Source organism: Aeromonas allosaccharophila (genome assembly GCF_016026615.1).
In the GTDB taxonomy this organism is placed as follows: domain Bacteria; phylum Pseudomonadota; class Gammaproteobacteria; order Enterobacterales; family Aeromonadaceae; genus Aeromonas; species Aeromonas allosaccharophila.
The window spans coordinates 915,180-932,502 of the sequence record NZ_CP065745.1 but is presented as its reverse complement, the minus strand read 5'-3'; the positions used below and the strand labels follow the sequence as shown (position 1 = coordinate 932,502).

Annotated in this window: 11 protein-coding genes; 6 read left to right on the top strand and 5 right to left on the bottom strand. The window is 58.6% G+C overall.

Translation table 11 applies throughout. From position 1 onward, the window contains the following. Positions 1-123: 123 nt before the first annotated feature. From mukB to cmoM, 4 genes are all read right to left on the bottom strand, one after another. Complete coding sequence (gene mukB, locus I6G90_RS04130; RefSeq protein WP_197929843.1) at positions 124-4,551, bottom strand: chromosome partition protein MukB; 4,428 nt, start codon at positions 4,549-4,551, stop codon at positions 124-126. Between the two features lie 3 nt (positions 4,552-4,554). Continuing rightward, positions 4,555-5,274, bottom strand: coding sequence for a chromosome partition protein MukE (gene mukE, locus I6G90_RS04125; RefSeq protein ID WP_197929841.1), 720 nt, complete (start codon positions 5,272-5,274; stop codon positions 4,555-4,557). Continuing rightward, positions 5,255-6,589: a chromosome partition protein MukF gene (gene mukF, locus I6G90_RS04120; RefSeq protein ID WP_042062655.1), complete on the bottom strand. Its 1,335-nt coding sequence runs from the start codon at positions 6,587-6,589 to the stop codon at positions 5,255-5,257. Before mukF ends, mukE begins: the two co-directional genes overlap by 20 nt. An 81-nt stretch (positions 6,590-6,670) precedes the next feature. Beyond that, positions 6,671-7,447, bottom strand: a complete 777-nt coding sequence (cmoM, locus tag I6G90_RS04115; RefSeq protein ID WP_075112213.1) for a tRNA uridine 5-oxyacetic acid(34) methyltransferase CmoM — start codon at positions 7,445-7,447, stop codon at positions 6,671-6,673. Positions 7,448-7,531: 84 nt separating this feature from the next. Here cmoM and elyC point away from each other — a divergent pair, with 84 nt between their 5' ends. The 3 genes from elyC to pfkA all read left to right on the top strand — a co-directional run bounded on the left by elyC (position 7,532) and on the right by pfkA (position 10,317). Further along, entirely contained in the window at positions 7,532-8,302 is a 771-nt protein-coding gene (gene elyC / locus I6G90_RS04110) for an envelope biogenesis factor ElyC (protein ID WP_058051526.1), read from the top strand. A 135-nt stretch (positions 8,303-8,437) separates the two neighbouring features. Further along, complete coding sequence (tpiA, locus tag I6G90_RS04105) at positions 8,438-9,193, top strand: triose-phosphate isomerase (protein ID WP_042062658.1); 756 nt, start codon at positions 8,438-8,440, stop codon at positions 9,191-9,193. Positions 9,194-9,345: 152 nt separating this feature from the next. Further along, positions 9,346-10,317: a 6-phosphofructokinase gene (gene pfkA, locus I6G90_RS04100; RefSeq protein WP_042062659.1), complete on the top strand. Its 972-nt coding sequence runs from the start codon at positions 9,346-9,348 to the stop codon at positions 10,315-10,317. Positions 10,318-11,949: 1,632 nt separating this feature from the next. On the opposite strand, the gene I6G90_RS04095 is transcribed toward pfkA, so the two are convergent. Beyond that, the gene (locus tag I6G90_RS04095; RefSeq protein ID WP_082040778.1) at positions 11,950-13,191 is read right to left on the bottom strand and encodes a dicarboxylate/amino acid:cation symporter; all 1,242 of its coding nucleotides are present in this window, start codon (positions 13,189-13,191) and stop codon (positions 11,950-11,952) included. Between the two features lie 270 nt (positions 13,192-13,461). Here I6G90_RS04095 and ppnP point away from each other — a divergent pair, with 270 nt between their 5' ends. From ppnP to I6G90_RS04080, 3 genes are all read left to right on the top strand, one after another. Further along, positions 13,462-13,746, top strand: a complete 285-nt coding sequence (ppnP, locus tag I6G90_RS04090; protein ID WP_197929839.1) for a pyrimidine/purine nucleoside phosphorylase — start codon at positions 13,462-13,464, stop codon at positions 13,744-13,746. A 153-nt stretch (positions 13,747-13,899) separates the two neighbouring features. Beyond that, positions 13,900-15,285 (top strand): L-serine ammonia-lyase, encoded by a 1,386-nt coding sequence (locus I6G90_RS04085; protein WP_197929837.1) that lies wholly within the window; start codon positions 13,900-13,902, stop codon positions 15,283-15,285. 275 nt (positions 15,286-15,560) lie between these two features. After that, positions 15,561-16,931 carry an L-serine ammonia-lyase gene (locus I6G90_RS04080; RefSeq protein WP_042062664.1) on the top strand — a complete coding sequence of 457 codons (1,371 nt, stop codon included), beginning with the start codon at positions 15,561-15,563 and terminating at the stop codon, positions 16,929-16,931. Positions 16,932-17,323 lie beyond the last annotated feature (392 nt).

Below are 17,323 nucleotides of genomic sequence, written 5' to 3'. Positions count from 1 at the left end.
TATGTTGCCATGCAGCAGCGACCGTGCGGCTACTTTGCCATATCTGCCATGTAAAAAGGGAGGCAAATGCCTCCCTTTCAACTATTTACCCGTCATCCCGTGTCGGGATGGACCAGAGACTGATCAGGCAATCAACTTGTCATCGCTAAAGCCGAAGCCACGCAGGCCCACCACATGCACATGCTCGTGCTTGCCCTGCACTTTACGGATGAGCTTGTAGGTGGTGCCCTTCTCGGGGCTGATGTTCTCGGGCGCCGCGATAAGCAGCTGCATATCCTGCCGTTCGCACAGCTCGAACAGGGTGGCGATGGATTTGCCATCCAGACGGGCCGCTTCGTCGAGGAACAGCAGACGGCAGGGAGCGATGTCCTTGCCACGCAGACGGCGGGACTCCTCCTCCCAGCTGATCAGCACCATCAGCAGGATGGCCTGACCGGTACCGATCGCCTCGCCGGTGGAGAGCGCGCCGCTCTCGGCCCGCAGCCAGCCATCGGCCCCGCGCTGCACCTCGATCTCCAGCTCCAGGTAGTTACGATAGTCGAGCAGCACGTCGCCCATCACCTGATAGCTGCGATCCCCCTGCTCCACTTGCGGGTTCAGGCGCTGGAACAGCTTGGCCATCGCCTCGGAGAAGCTGAGCTCCTTGTCGGCGAACAGATCGTTGTGCATGGCGGTTTGGTCAGCCAGCGCCGTCAGCAGACGAGTGTGGGCCTCGCGGATATTGACATTGAGGCGCACCCCGCGCACCAGACCGAAGGCGATGTTCTGCAAGCCCTGGTTGAGCACCCGGATGCGGTTCTGCTCGCGACGGATGATGTTGGTGATCTTGGCCGCCACCTCGTGGGAGGAGAGCGACAGATGGGTTTCCCGCTGCTTGAGCTCGTCAGCCAGACGGGCCAGCTCGATCTCCATCTCCTCGATCGCCTCGACCGGATCATCGGAACGGATGATGTCGTTACGAATGCGATCCTTGAGATAACGGTAGACCTGCACGTAGAAGGCCACCTTCTGCTCGGTGCTGCGATTACCCTCGGAGAGACGCAGCGCATCACGCAGGGCCTCATCGTGGGCCACCGCCACCCGCAGGGCGCCGAGGGCCTTGTCCGACATGGAGCGCAGCTCGTCGCTGTCAAGGTAGGCCAGCTCGCGCTTGTTGAGGCGCTTCTCGACGTCGGTCTCCCGCGCCAGACGCACCACCCGCGACCAGCTCGCCTTGTGACCCACCAGTGATTTACGGGCGCTGTAGTAATCCTTGCCTTCCAGCTTGAGACGACCGCCAAGGGATTCGATCTCGCGCTTGGTCACCTGCAACTGGGCCTCGGCGCTGGTGCGACGGGAACGGGTGCGGATCAGCAGCTCTTCAATCTCTTTCTTGTGGGCGCGGGATTTCTCTTCCATGTCGTCAGAGAGGGTCAGCCCCATGGCCGCCAGCTCCTGCTCGAACTCGGTCAGGGTCTGGCGCTTGGCCGAGGCGCTGGAATCGAGCGCGGTGCGCAGTTGCAGCGCTTCTGTGTGGCGCTGGGCAATCTGCTTGTGCTGCTCACCGGCGGTGCGGGCTGCCAGCTCGGCCGCCTTGAGCTTCTCTTTGAGTCGCTCGCTCATCTCGGAGGCCTTGCCCAGCAGGTCTTGTGCATCCTGATAAGCAAAGTGCGGCAGACGGGCCACCAGCTGATCGAGGGCGTAGCAACGGCGCTTCTGCTCGGCCAGCAGGTCGCTCACCTCATCATAGGCAGCCTGCAGTGCCGCGAGATCCTGCGGATCCTGACGAAGCACCTGCACCATGGTTTCCAGTTTTTCCAGCGACTTGCCGTGTTTGGCGATAAAGGCTTCGGCCTGTTTCAGGGCCTCAACGTCGGCGTGAGCCGCCTCGAGGCGGGCTGCCAGGTCTGTCTCGGCAAACAGGTGGGCAAAGGGCAGCATCCCCTGCACCAGCTGGATATGGCGGGTCAGCTGGGCGGCGGCCGCTTTGGCCTCGCTCAGCTGCTTGTCGCACTCGGCTATGGTTCCCTGCAACGTGCGCAGCTCGGCCTGCTTGGCCTGCACTTCGGCTTCGGGGTCGGGACGGAAGGCGATATCGAGATGCTGGCCGATAAAGTCGCGGAAGTGGCCGTAGAGACGGTGGTACTTCTGCTGCTCGAAGGCGGCCTTGGCATAACCCTCGATCAGCCCTTCGCGCTCAAGGTCGAGCTGCTCGATCCGTTTTTCCCGGGCAGCGCGACCAAACAGCGGCAGCTCGGGGTAGCGGGAGAAGCGCACCTGACGCTTGCTGGTGCGCACCAGCACGGCATCCCCCAGTTCATCGGCCTCTACCAGATCCTCGTCAAAGGAGTCGGGGTTGCCCTGAATGAGGTAGATATCCTCCGGGCAATCTTCCAGCTTTTTCAGCCGCTCGATGGCGCCTTCGAGGTCGAGCACCACCAGAGCGCTGCGAGCCGGGCCGTAAAGCGCGGAGTAGTAAGGGGCATCGTCGATGGAGATGTCGTCATAGACATCGGAGAGCAGCACGCCCCCCACCTGCTCGGCGATGCGGGCCAAACGCGGATCTGCCTCGCCAGCGCCCAGCTGCAGGTTGCGAATTTGCAGCTCCAGCGCCTGTTTCTGCGCCGCGATGCGGTTACTCTCCTGCTCGAACTCGCGCTCCTTGTCGAGCACGCTCTGCATGCCGGAAGAAAGTTCTTCGGCAGTGGCCAGCGGCAGACCGCTCTGCTCGCGCAGCTGTTCGAGCTTCTCGAACGATTTGAGCCAGCGCGGCGCCAGCTTGGTGAGCTCGCTAATATCGCGGCCCAGCTGGGCGCCCTGATGCTCGAGGCTGGCGCGACGCTGGTTCACCTCCGCCTGCTGCTCGGCCAGCTCCTCCTGACGGTTGCGCTGGGCTTCGAGGAAGATATCCAGCTCATCTTGGCTGGCGATCAGCTGACCGGATGCCTGTTGCAACTCGTCACGCAACTTGAAGAGATTTTTCTGGCTCTCGCTCTCTTTCTCGAGGCGAGCCAGCGCGGCGCGCAGCCCCTGCCCCTGGGCGATACGAGCCTTGTCTTCGATGTGACGCTTGAGCAGCGCCTGCGCGGTGGGCCAGGCGGCCTCGCGCACTGTCTCGGGGGCGATGCTCAAAAGCAGCGCCAGCGCCGCTTCGTGCTCGGCCACCGCCGCCTTGGCCAGCGCCAATTGCTGTTCGGCCCCCAGCACCCGGCTGGTGAGGCTCTGCTCGGCTGCTCGGAACTGATGCAGGGTGTCGCTCGCCTGTTCGGCGGTCAGCCCCGGCAGCTCGCACTGCTCGCGGGCATTTTCCAGCGCCTGCACCGCCTGACGGTACTGGATGGCGCGGGTCTGCTGAATATCGAGCGCCTGCTGGTAGTCGGCCAGCTGGGTCTTGAGGCTGTCTACCTCGGCCTGCGCCAGCTCCTTGCGCTCTTCCACCTCCAGCAGCTGGCCGTGGATCTCCTCCACTACCGCCTGCTGCTGTTCGAGTTTGTCAGAGAGATCCGCCAGATCGGCGCGGTACATCTCGATCTTCTTCTGCAGTGCAACAGCTGCCATCACCTTGGCCAGATGCTCGGCGGCGGATTCCAGCTCGTCGGTCAGCAGTTTCTCGCGGTTGGTGAGCTGCTCCACCTCGTCCGCCAGATAGATGGCGCGCTGGCGCTCTTCGGCCAGAATGCGGCGTTTCTCCGCCAGCTCCTGACGTGCCTTGAGGGCTAGCTCGGAGAGACGGCTCTTCTCGGCGGCGTTGCGCACATAGTCCGCCGCCACATAGTGGGTGGTTTCGGTGATCAGGTTCTTGAACAGATCCCGCTGCCCCTGGGTCTCTTTAATGGCTTCCAGAGTGCGGCGGTTTTCATAGATGGCCGCCTCCATATCCGCAAACGCCTTGCGCACCCCGGAGTTCTCCGGCAGCAGGTATTCACGCAAAGAGCGGCTGATGGACGAGGAGATACCGCCGTAGAGAGAGGCTTCAATCAGGCGATAGAACTTGCCGCGATCCTTCTGGTCGCGCAGCTTCTTCGGGGTGATACCGAACTCGAACATGAAGTTGTGATAGTCGGTCACCGTATTGAACTTGGCGACCTTCATGGCGCCAAGCTCCGCCGCAGCCCCTTTCAGATCGGCAAAGGCGCGCACCCGCCCCTTGCCGTCATCCAGTTTTTCCAGCAACAGATCGGTGGGTTGCAGTTGCTCCGGCACATCCACCAGCGCGAACGGGGTGATGTTGACCTTGTTGTCACGGTTGGCCACCTGCTCGAGGTGGACGCCGACCCAGATCCGCTGTTCGCGGCTGTTCATCACTTCTAACAGGGAGTAGCAGTGGCCGCGCTGCAGCTTGCCGTAGAGCCCCTTGTCACGGGAGGCACTGCTGGAGCCCGCTTCCGTGGTATTGCGGAAATGGAGTAGCGACTGGTCGGGAATGAGCGCCGCAATAAAGGCCGCCATGGTGGTGGACTTGCCCGCACCGTTGCCGCCGGAAAGGGTGGTGACCAGCTGGTCGAGATCGAAGGTTCGGGCGAAGAAGCCGTTCCAGTTGACCATGGTCAGGGATTTGAACTTGCCTCGCACTGTTTATACCTCCAGATCCAGTTGTTCTTCATCGAGGTCCGCCTCGATATCGTCAAACAGCGAATCGCTGCTCGGCATCTCGTCGTCGTGGAAGATGGCTTCTCCTTCCTGGATCATCCGCAGTTGCACGGCACGCGGATCTTCATCGGAGCGCACATCCGCGGCAAAGCGGAATACCGATTCGTTGACCCGGAATTTGTCGCTGTTGCCAAGGGCGGTGATCATGCCGAGGCGACGCAGGCGGCGCATGGAGGTGCGGATCTTCTCGAGCAGTTTCTTCTTGTCGAGATCGGTGCCGCCGGAGCGGCTGTTGACCATCCGCAGCAGTTGCTTCTCGTCAGCCAGACTCAGTACCTCTTCTTGCAGCTCGCCCATGGCGAACACCCCTTCCGAGGCGAGGCGATCCGGGCTCAGGTAGAGGTAGCAGAGCACCTTGCCCACCAGCATATCGAGCTCGGAGAGCACGGTGGTGCCGATGTCGGCACTGGGGCGCGGGCGCAGGTAGAAGAAGCCTTCCGGCGCCTTGATCAGCTCCACCTGATAACGGCCGTAGAAGATCTCCAGCTCGTTGTGGTACTCCACCAGCACCGAGTGCTGTTCAAAATCGTCGGCACTGATGTGACGGCCGGAGCGCAAGGCGGTATCAATGCGCGGAAACAAGGGGTTGGCAATCGCCTCTGCGAGCCGCAGCGGCAAGGGAAACTCAGTATTGATCAATGACATAGGCCTGAACCTTGGATCCAGCTTGGTTAATGGGTTTCCATGCGGGTTGGCGGTGCAGCTCGCGCTCACCGCTGGCATGGCCCAGGCGCACGGCCTGGTCGATCAGAAGACGCGCCACATCGAAATGGGCGTGAGCCGGGTAATCCAGCAGGTATTCCCGCAGTACATCGGCCAAATCCAGCTGCTGGCCCTGCTCGGGATAACGGGCCAGATAGCGCTCGATGCGCTCCGCCAGCTCCTGGTTGATGTCCACCATCTCCATGTACTCCATCTCGAGGGGCACCTCGCCGGTTACCTCCTCATCGTGGATGGCAATGGTTTCGTCACGCAGCTCCAGCAGACGGGGCTCCTCGGCAATGCGCAGCAGCCAGTTGTGCTGCTCGAAATTGCGGATGGAGTCGCGCAGCCGCTGGCTGAAGGCGCGGTTCTTGTCCATGTCGATGGCGTTGCGAATGAACTTGTGGACATGTCTGTCGTAGCGGGACCAGAGCTCGATGCACTGCTGACCCCAGCTGGTGATGACGTCAAGACGACCTTGCAAGGCATGGGTCAGCTCCTCGACGTGGAACAGATCGTCACGCCCCTGCGCCGCTTCCTGAATGTTGAGCAGCCCCGCCTGCAGGCGGTGACCGGCAGCGTCCAGGGTATCTTGCAGTTCGCGCAGGGTCTGGCCGGTCTCGTGCAGCAGTTTTTCGCAGCTGTGGATGGCATCGACCCAGTTCTGAGTCAGCAGGGCCGCGATCTCGCTCTTGACCTGATTCTGCTGCTCATCCATGGCGCGCTGGGTCAAATCGATGCGCCCCAGCGTCTCTTCCAGCGAGAAGGTGAGCCGTGGCAGCACCTCGGCGTCCCACTGCTCGCGGGTGTTGGTCTCGAGCGCCGCCTTGCGGGCGGTGTCGAGCTCGGCCGCCAAATGCTCGAGCAAGATGGAAAGCTTGATGGAGTCGACCTGACGCTGATCGAGAAAGAAGTCGACGATGCCGATCCCAAGACGGGACAGGCGATAGAGGCTCTCCCCCGCCACCATGTCGGTGTTGAAGCGCGACAGCAACTGCTGGCGAATAAGGTCGTTGATGGCGTTGTTGGCGCGACCGGTGAGGGTCTCGTCCATCTGGCCAAAAGCGTTGCTGACATAGCCAAAGGCATCGTGCAGCGCCGCTTCCGACAAGTCCGACTCATCTTCGGACAGTGTCTTGATTGCAATCAGAAAGGCCAGCCGGTCGGTAGGCAGGCTCAGCGCCAACCCCTCCTGCCTGACCCACCCTACTATCTCCGGCAAAGAACGCTCGGGCAGGGTGCGGGATGTACTCATCATGACGTTGTCATCTCGTTGTTGTAATTGAGCGCACAAACTCGCGCGCGGCTACATCCGGTAGCATCGAAAAATCAGGCCCCATCAACTGGCGGGTTTCTGCGCCATTACATGGATATAGCGACCCAGGGAGATAAACGGCTCCTGGCGACAATATTGCTGCTCCATGGCCAGCAGATCGTCGAACTTCTCGACCTGATCCTGCTTGTGACGCATATAGTCGTGGATCACCCGCACCCCGGTCTTGCCGATGATCTTGAGCCCGCCTCGCCCAATCCAGTCATAGACCTGCTCCGGCAACTGGGGATTGGTGGGCGTGAGCGCAGTCTGGCGCTTCTTGCGCAGGCCCAACCGCACATAGTCAAAATTGCCCACCACCAGACTCTGGAACAGCAGGCCATGACGGTTGTAAAAAAGCAGCGACAGTATGCCCCCGGCATTGACGAAAGGGAACAGACCCAGCAAGGTCTGGCGCGGCTCGGCGAGCCACTCCAGCACCGCGTGGCAGAGCACCAGATCAAAGGTGCCGGTCACGTGTTGTTTCAGATCCTGAATGGGGCAATGGATAAGACGAATGTTGTCTTCCAGCCCCTTTTCGGCGATCTGGCTGCGGGCCAGATCCAGCATCTCGGCGGAGAGATCACACAACTCGACCTGATGACCCATGGCCGCCAGCTTCTGGGCAAAGTAGCCAAAACCGCCCCCCGCATCGAGGATGCGCAGCGGCCGGTTGCCAAGGCGAGCCAGGCAGGCTTCGATGTCGCTCCAGACGATGGTGGTGCGAATGCGCCCCTTGGTGGAGTCGTAAATATTGCGGGCGAACTTGTCGGCGCGACCGTCAAAACTCTGATCTTGCTTCAAGAGAAACTCAACTTTGGCCATCCAAAAAAAGAGGGGTATTCTGTCACATCCCGAATTTGCTGAAAACTCAAGGAAGTGTCTGCCGTGTTTGTGATTAAAAAGTGGCTGGGTCAGCTGCTGATGCCGCTCCCCTTCTCCCTCTCCCTGCTGCTTGTCGCCCTGCTGCTGCTCTGGTTCACCCGTTTTCAGAAAACAGGCAAACTGCTGGCCACCCTCTCGCTGCTCATTGTGGCGCTGATGGGGATGCGGCCGGTGAGCTATGAACTGGCCCGCGGGCTGGAGCAGACCTACCCGCCGTTCGAGGTGAGCCAGCACCCCAAGATCGAGGCGATCGTGGTGCTCGGCAACGGCCATGTCAGCGATCCGGCGGTGCCCGAGCGCTCCTGGCAGAACAATATCGCACTGGCCCGTACCCTCGAAGGGGTGCGTCTTGCCCAGGCCTATCCCGATGCCGAGCTGATCTTTTCGGGTTATGTATCGGGGGATCCCCTGTCGAATGCCGAGGTCAACGCCCGGATGGCGATGAGCCTCGGCATTCCCCGCGCGCGGATGACGTTGTTTGAAAACAACAAAGACACTCATGACGAAGCGGTCAGTATCAGTCGTCACCTGAAAGGAAAAGAGGTGGCATTGGTCAGTTCGGCCACCCATTTGCCCCGGGCCATGGCCCTCTATCAGGGTCAGGGACTCAACGCCGTGCCGGCCCCCACCGACTACACCGCCAAGCAGAGCCAGGTGCCTCAGCCGCTCTACAGTTATTTACCCAAAGGGCGTTATTTGATGTATTCCGAAGCTGCCATCCACGAATGGATTGGGGTATGGTGGGCTCGCTTGCGAGGGCAGGTTAACGAATGAGCAATCAAGCGATTCATTCCTGATTTGGATCAGGAAAGCGAAAAAAAATTACGTCATTTGCCGCCGGGTCAGCTATCTTGGGCTCGGTTCAATTCATATAATGTCGCGCAATCAAATGCCTAGGAGATATACAAGATGAGACAGCACCTGGTAATGGGTAACTGGAAACTGAACGGCACCAAAGCTTCTGTTGAAGCTCTGATCAAAGGACTGACCCCGGCTGCTGCCGCTCATCCTTCTGTACAAGTCGCCGTCTGCCCGCCGGTTATCTTTTTGGGTCTGGTTGAGCAACTGACCGCTGGCAGCAAGATTGCCTACGGTGCCCAGAACGCTGACGTTCACGAGTCTGGTGCCTTCACCGGCGAAAACGCCCCCTCCATGCTGAAAGCCTTCGGTTGCACCTACTCCCTGGTCGGCCACAGCGAGCGCCGTACCCTGCACGCAGAGACTGACGACGTGGTTGCGGCCAAGTACGAAGCGATCCAGAAAGGCGGCCTGATCCCGGTTCTGTGCATCGGTGAAACTCTGGAGCAGTTCGAAGCCGGCGTGACCAAGAACGTGGTTGAGACCCAACTGAAAGCCGTTATCGACCGTTGCGGCATCGCCTCCTTCAACAACGCCGTTGTTGCTTACGAGCCGGTATGGGCCATCGGTACTGGCAAGACTGCCACTCCGGAGATCGCTCAATCCGTTCACGCTCACATCCGTCAGTACCTGGCCGGTTTTGATGGTGCCGTTGCTGCCAAAGTACAGATCCTGTACGGCGGTTCCGTCACTGGCGCCACTGCAGCCGATCTGTTCGGTCAGCCGGACATCGACGGTGGCCTGGTAGGTGGTGCGTCCCTGAAAGTGGACGACTTCTCCCAGATCATCGCTGGCGCTGCCAAGTAATTTCGCATTACTGGCAAAGAGAGGGGCGCGTCCCCTCTCTTGTATCGCTTTTCCTATGGCGGCCCCCGCATCCCATACGAAAGCCGATATAGTAAAAGTGGCTTGTCTATTTCCAAACATTCGTATTTGACAACTCAGATCCAGAGGCACTCATGACCAAACAAATCAAACGTATTGGTGTTTTGACCAGTGGTGGCGACGCACCCGGTATGAACGCAGCCATTCGCGCCGTGGTTCGCGCCGGTTTGCATCATGGCCTGGAAGTTTACGGTATTTATGATGGCTACCTCGGCCTGCATCAGGATCGCATCGTCAAGCTGGAGCGTCACAGCGTCTCCGACGTGGTGAACCGTGGTGGTACTTTCCTGGGTTCTGCCCGTTTCCCTGCCTTCAAAGATCCGGCCGTGCGTGCCGAAGCGATCGAAAACCTGAAAAAGCACAGCATCGACGCCCTGGTGGTGATCGGTGGTGACGGCTCCTACATGGGTGCCAAGAAGCTGACCGAAGAGGGTTTCCCCTGCATCGGCCTGCCGGGCACCATCGACAACGACATCGCCGGTACCGACTTCACCATCGGTTTTGATACCGCTCTGAACGTGGTCGTTGACGCCATCGACCGTCTGCGCGACACCTGCAGCTCCCACCACCGTATCTCCGTGGTCGAGATCATGGGCCGCCACTGTGGCGATCTGGCCATGTCTGCCGCCGTTGCTGGCGGTGCCGAGTACGTGATCGTGCCGGAAGTGGCTTTTGACAAAGAGAAGCTGCTGCAACAAATCAAAGAGGGTGAAGTAAAAGGCAAGAAGCACGCCATCATCACCATCTGCGAGCACGTCACCGATGTGAACGCCCTGGCCAAAGATATCGAAGCTCTGACCGGCCGTGAAACCCGTGCCACCATCCTGGGCCACATCCAGCGTGGCGGTGCCCCGACTGCTCGTGACCGCATCATGTCCAGCCGTATGGGTGCTTACGCCGTTGAGCAGCTGCTGGCTGGCCACGGTGGTCGCTGCGTCGGTATCCAGCGCAACGAGCTGGTACACCACGACATCATCGATTGCATCGAGAACATGAAGCGCCCGTTCGATCAGGAGCTCTACAACCTCTCCACCACCCTGTTCTAAGCCACGCGGCTTTTTACCGGTTGTTGATGACAAAAACCCTCCATCGGAGGGTTTTTTTATATCTCACGCAAGCTGATGCCTCGGCACAGTGTGCAGCCCTCACCCTGCAGGTTGCCCTGAATCCCATCCCTTGCGCCGTCTGACTGTTCGCTAGCATTGCTCCTAGCGCTAACCTGCACCAGCCCAAAACACAGTTCCACTATTACCGTGGATGTTCTATCACTGCTGAACCGGCTTGCGGTGGCCAGCCTCTCTGCTGACCCTGAAACCAGCTTGTTCAGCCTCCTCGTCATACACCGCTGTGTATCTAAATCTTGTAGACGGTATTCAGATGTCTGAATCGCCCCCAGTTCCCCAACCATGCTCCGGCCCAGCTCTTGCGTTGCAATCACATTATTTATACCAGTTGCATCGGCCACACAGAACGCGGTTTGAGACCAACCAGACCAGCCACAGAGTACGCCTCTGGCTTGGTGCACACCTGACCCTTGCTGCCGCCTTGTCTATTCCAGGGCCAGCGGGGAAATTGGCGCTGATAAAACAGCCAACGGCCAATCCGTATCCCCCCAATCCATGGTTCTATCCCCTGTAAAGCGGAGGGTTGCTGTAAAAATACGGAGACATCGGCCTGATAAAGTCATGGTGCGACAAGGGTTGGCAACCAGATTTCCTCCACCAACTTTTTTTGGATGAGCTATCTGCATCAGACATCGTCAAATCATAACCAGATGCACTTTTGATGGCCTTCATGGCACAGTTACGAGGGGGATAACTTCTAAAAACCTATTCAAGCCCCATATAAAACCCACCTAAAAATAAATGAGAAAAACAGTAAAGCATTGAATTTAAACAAAATAATGAAAACAACTGGATCTTCGATGGGTCAAACGTCGCAACGGGCGATAAAATCGGCGCAACATGTCAAAAACGACCACCTCGACATCGCTGACGCACAAAGACGCCATTTTATCAACTTTACTCTTGTTTTAACCCCCTGTTATGGTATCTTGACAACATCAACCAACAACCTGGGGAGAGAAAAATGAAAGAGTTTGTCGTTACTGCCGTTTTCACGGTGTTTTTCACCCTGGTTGCTGTCTCTCTGCCCTCACTGTCACAGTTCTGAGCCGGATAGAGAGGCATCAATCCGGACCGACCCTCTTTTGTATGTCTGTTTAATCGCCACCAACTGGCGCTTTTCAGTGACAATACCGAGATGGTCAACATAGATATGATTTCATCACGTTGACGCTGTTTCTTTCGCCACAAGGGTGTAACCAGGATGGTTTAACCACTCTCTGTTTGGCCTGATGGAGTAGAACCAGCAGCAGATCATATCCGAGGGGAGCCAAGCTCCCCTTTTTGTTACCCGCCATTTGACAACCCCCTGCCCCGGCAGCCACAACAGGCAGCCATCCGTCACAAGGCCCATGCCCACGACAGTTGTTTTCCCCTCCTGTGCTCTCCATTCAACACAGCAAAATTCGTCAGCAACCTCTTGTGCACACCTTTTCTCTGATATCTGTCCGGCAGATATAAAAAAGCCCCCGCCATCATGGCAGGGGCTCGCGTTACGCAGTTTCAGCTCGGGGCTGTTTTAGCTCAGCGCTGCTTTAGTTCAACTCAAAGCTGTTATGCCTTGTTCCAACGCTCTGGGTCATATTCCGGGCTGAAGCGGTCAACAATGACAGCACAGGCTGCATCACCGGTAATATTGAGGGAGGTGCGGATCATGTCGAACAGACGATCCAGCGCAAACAGCAGCGGCAGCCCTTCGATGGGGATCCCGGCTGCCAGCAGCACGGCCACCACCAGGAAGCTTGGGCCCGGCACACCGGCCTGACCGATCGCCCCCAGGGTGGAGGTCACGATGATGGCCGCCCAGGCACCGACACTCAGATCGATGTTGTAAACCTGAGCGAAGAAGATGGCGACCAGACCGTAATAGATGGCGTTGCCGCTCATGTTGATGGTGGCCCCCAGCGGCAGCACAAAGGAGGCAGTCGCGTTGGTCACTTTCAGATCATGCTCGCAGGTCTCCATATTGACCGGCAGGGTCGCCATGGAAGAGGCGGTGGAGAAGGCGACGATCTGCGGCTTCTTCATGGCCGAGAAGTACTTGCGTACCGGCGTATTGGAGAAGAGGGCCACCAGCAGCGGATAGACCACAAAGCCGAAGATCAGAATGGCAGCCACATAGACCACGAACAGCTTGAGCACCAGGGTCAGCACGTCGAAGCCATAAGTACCGATGGCTTCTGCCATCAGACCGAACACCCCGAGCGGCGCGATGATCATCACCTTGTTGATCATCCAGACGAAGGCATCCACCAGGGTATTGAGCCCATCGACCAGCGGCTTGGCCCGCTCGCGCGGCTGTTTGGCCAGCGCAATGCCGAGGAACATGCAGAACACCAGGATCTGCAGGATGTTTGCCTCGTTGAGCGACTGGAACACGTTGGTGGGGATCATGCCAAGCAGGGTAGCAACTGCATCCGGCAGCGCCCCTTTATCGGCGTAGTCACCGCCAAACATGGAGGCGACGGAAGCGAAATCAACCCCGACACCCGGTTTGAAGATTTGCCCCATCACCAGCGCCAGCAGCACGGCCAACGCAGAGGTAATCAGGAAGAAGGCCAGCGTCGCTGCGCCGATCTTGCCCGCTGCCGGGCTGGCGCCCAGATTGGCGGCGCCGGAGAGGATGGCAACCGCCACCAGCGGGATCACCAGCATCTTGATCAACTGGATAAACAGGGTACCAAGCGGTGCAAACACGGTGGCTTGTTCACCCATGAACGCGCCGACCACTGCGCCCAGTACCATGGCCACCACAACCTGGAAGCCGATGTTTTTAATGAGTCCTTTAGTTAACACAATATGTTCCTTTATGTAGCAAAATTCACACTTTCCCAGTGCAATTAACCAAACAGGGGAATGAGCAGCTGCCCATTCCCCTGTTTGCGCGTGTTATCTCACATTTAATAGCTGTTTTAAATCAGCAAATCGTTAACCTTAACTATTAATAAGTTTGCTAAAAAGTAAAGATTCAAAGCGGTCTCGGCGATTTTTACCTCATCCCCCCATGACAACTGGCAAAAGATTGTGCTAGCTTGGCTGCACAAACGTACACACAGGGATGTAAAGATGCTGAAAGTTAACGAGTATTTTGACGGAAATGTAAAATCCATCGGTTTCGAACAAAAAGGCGAGAAATCGACCATTGGGGTGATGAACAGCGGTGACTACCAGTTTAACACCGCCGCCCCCGAGCGGATGACGGTGATCAAGGGCGCCCTCACCATCCAGCTGGCCGATGAAGATGAGTGGCACACCTACAATCAGGGTGAATCCTTCCTGGTCGCGGGTCACTCCGCCTTCAAGCTGGCAGTGAAAACCCCCACCGCCTATCTGTGCGAATTTCTCGACTGATCCGGCCGGTTGAAGGGGAGCTGCCCCTTCAACCTTCTTGGGCAACCGCCTGCCATTTATCTGTGTCCATGTCACAGCACCGCACATCCCCGCTTTCCATCCACGGCAAAAATCCTAGAATAAACAGACATAAACCCTCACCGGATTGATGTCATGATCAGCGTGTTTGACCTGTTTTCCATCGGGATTGGCCCCTCCTCTTCCCATACTGTCGGCCCCATGCGTGCCTCCTATGCCTTCGTCCAGCAGCTCATGCTGCAAGGCCATCTACCGCACGTCATGCGGGTCGAAGTAGAGTGTTACGGTTCGCTCGGCCAGACCGGCAAAGGACACGGCACCGGCAAGGCGATCATGCTGGGACTGTCTGGCTTTGAACCCGAATCGGTCGATATCGATGCCATTCCGGATCTGCTGGCCCAGATAGACCAGGCGCAGAGCCTGCTGCTGGCTGGCGAGCAGCCAAGTCACTTCCCCCGCAGCGGCGCCATCATTTTCAATCGCCGCAAGACCCTGCCAGCCCACACCAATGGCATGACCCTGCGCGCCTTTGCCGCCGACAACACGCTGCTGTTTAGTCAGACCTACTACTCCATCGGCGGCGGCTTCATCATCGAAGAGAGCCACTTCGCTACAGCCAAGGAGGAAGCCGCCAAATCGGATGCCGAACATCCGGTCCCCTACCCGTTCGACAGCGGCGCCCAGCTGCTGGCCCACTGTCAGGAGAGCGGCCTCTCCATCTCGGGGCTGATCCTTGCCAACGAGCGGGTCTTTCGCAGCGATGAGCAGATAAAAGCGGGACTGCGCAAGATCTGGCAGGCGATGCAGGGCTGCGTCGAGCGGGGCTGCAAGAGCGAAGGGGTGCTGCCGGGCGGCCTCAAGGTGCGGCGCCGCGCCCCGGGATTGTTCCGCCAACTCAGCTGCGAGACCAACTTCAACAAGGATCCGCTGATGGTGATGGAGTGGGTCGATCTCTTTGCGCTGGCGGTCAACGAAGAGAACGCCGCCGGTGGCCGGGTGGTGACCGCCCCCACCAATGGCGCCGCGGGCATCATCCCCGCCGTGCTGCACTACTACGATCGCTTCGTCCACAAGGTGGATGACGAGACCCTGGTGCGCTACTTCCTCACCGCCGCCGCCATCGGCATCTTATATAAGAAGAACGCCTCCCTCTCCGGGGCCGAAGTGGGCTGTCAGGGGGAAGTGGGTGTCGCTTGCTCCATGGCCGCCGGGGCGCTGACCGAACTGCTGGGTGGCAGCCCGGCCATGGTGGAGAACGCCGCCGAGATCGGCATGGAGCACAATCTCGGGCTCACCTGCGACCCCATCGGCGGGCTGGTGCAGGTACCCTGCATCGAGCGCAACGCCATGGGAGCGGTCAAGGCGATCAATGCCGCCCGCCTCGCCCTGCGCGGCACCGGCGAGCACAAGGTATCGCTGGACAAGGTGATCAAGACCATGTGGGAGACCGGCAACGACATGAAGACCAAATACAAGGAGACGGCCCGTGGCGGCCTCGCCGTTAACATTACCGAATGTTAAAAAACGGAAAATGACTCCATTTGATTCCGAAATGCCCGGCATCGCCGGGTATTTTTATGGGCAAACGCTTAACAAAATGGATAAGCACAAAAATAAATTTTATACTCGCGCCTCAGATTCAACAAAAATAGATCTATTTCAACTTTTTTTAGGTCTGGAGCCGTTACACTACGGTCATCTGGTTCTGTGACCTGCGCTGACAAGCGCGTCCCATGGATCTCCCAAATTTCTGTGAGTGGGCATGCCGCCCCCTTCTACCCTGAGGTAATAGTGACATGATCAGCGTTTTTGATATCTTCAAAATCGGTGTAGGCCCCTCTTCTTCCCACACTGTTGGCCCGATGAAAGCGGCCAAACAGTTTGTTGACGAGCTGCGCGCGGGCGGCAAGATCCGCGATGTAACCCGGATCAATGTCGATGTCTACGGCTCCCTCTCCTGGACTGGCAAAGGCCACCATACCGACACCGCCATCATCATGGGCCTGGCTGGCAACCTGCCGGAAAATGTCGATATCGATGCGATCCCCGAGTTTATCTCCCGTGTTGAACAGACCGAGCGCCTGCCGATCGGCCTGCACTGCCACACCGTCAGCTTCCCGCGCGATGCCATGGTATTCCATGACGAAGCCCTGCCGCTGCACGAAAACGGCATGAAGCTGAGCGCCCTGATCGAAGACGAAGTGGTTTACAGCAAGACCTACTACTCCATCGGTGGTGGCTTCATCGTTGACGAAGAGAACTTCGGCAAGGCTGACAGCGGCGACATGTCCGTGCGCTATCCGTTCAAGAGCGCGGCTGAACTGGTTGCCCACTGCAGCCAGACCGGTCTCTCCATCTCCGCCCTGATGCTGGAGAACGAGAAGTGCTTCAACACCCCGGAAGAGATCTACAAGAAGTTCGGCAAGATCTGGAACACCATGCGCGAAGGTATCGAGCGCGGCTGCCGCACCGAAGGTGTCTTGGCCGGCCCGCTGCGCGTACCCCGTCGTGCGGCGCCGCTCTACCGCCAGCTCAACACCAACGAGAACCTCTCCAACGACCCGATGAACATCGTTGACTGGGTCAACATGTTCGCGCTGGCAGTCAGTGAAGAGAACGCTGCCGGTGGCCGCGTGGTCACTGCCCCAACCAACGGCGCCGCCGGTATCATCCCGGCCGTACTGGCGTACTACGACAAGTTCATCCAGCCGGTTGGCCGCGACGAGTACACCCGTTTCTATCTGGCTGCCGGTGCCGTCGGCATCCTCTACAAGATGAACGCCTCCATCTCCGGCGCCGAAGTGGGCTGTCAGGGTGAAGTGGGTGTCTCCTGCTCCATGGCCGCTGCCGGTCTGACCGAACTGATGGGCGGTAGCCCGGAGCACGTCTGTGAAGCCGCCGAAATCGGCATGGAACACAACCTGGGTCTGACCTGTGATCCGGTTGCCGGTCAGGTACAGGTGCCTTGCATCGAGCGTAACGCTATCGCAGCCATGAAGGCGGTCAACGCCTCCCGTATGGCCCTGCGTCGTACCTCCCAGCCGCGCGTCTCCCTGGACAAGGTGATCGAGACCATGTACATCACCGGCAAGGACATGGACTCCAAGTACCGTGAAACCTCCCGTGGTGGCCTGGCCATCAAGGTTATGCAGGTCGCTTGCGAATAAGGGTTGTTACCCTCATCTGAAAAAAGGCGGGATATCCCGCCTTTTTTATTTCCCGAAAGGGATGCCCGGAAACCCTTAGTTGCGGCCATTTCACGGCACGGCATCGCTGATATGCCCCTGATACGCCACCGCAATGCTGGTTGCCTTGCCTGAATGCCTCTCTGATGGCATGCCTTGATTACAGCATTCCACTGCATTGAAAGCGGCGTTCTGCCCCCTTCAAAAAACCGTTACCCGCACTTTTCCCCCAGCCACAGTTTGCCAACTGACCCATATCGGGATGACCCCGCAACCCCATATCCGCCCCTTTGGCATCCCCTTATTTGGCAACACGTGGTTACCGCTCACACTCGCGGATTATCCTCCGGCGCCCACGGCGCTGATTGCCTGTT

What these genes read in the sequence shown, in the direction of transcription:
- mukE (WP_197929841.1), bottom strand. Translation starts at nt 5,274, where the DNA reads ATGTCATTGATCAATACTGAGTTTCCCTTGCCGCTGCGGCTCGCAGAG.
- mukF (WP_042062655.1), bottom strand. Translation starts at nt 6,589, where the DNA reads ATGATGAGTACATCCCGCACCCTGCCCGAGCGTTCTTTGCCGGAGATA.
- tpiA (WP_042062658.1), top strand. Translation starts at nt 8,438, where the DNA reads ATGAGACAGCACCTGGTAATGGGTAACTGGAAACTGAACGGCACCAAA.
- pfkA (WP_042062659.1), top strand. Translation starts at nt 9,346, where the DNA reads ATGACCAAACAAATCAAACGTATTGGTGTTTTGACCAGTGGTGGCGAC.
- ppnP (WP_197929839.1), top strand. Translation starts at nt 13,462, where the DNA reads ATGCTGAAAGTTAACGAGTATTTTGACGGAAATGTAAAATCCATCGGT.
- I6G90_RS04085 (WP_197929837.1), top strand. Translation starts at nt 13,900, where the DNA reads ATGATCAGCGTGTTTGACCTGTTTTCCATCGGGATTGGCCCCTCCTCT.
- I6G90_RS04080 (WP_042062664.1), top strand. Translation starts at nt 15,561, where the DNA reads ATGATCAGCGTTTTTGATATCTTCAAAATCGGTGTAGGCCCCTCTTCT.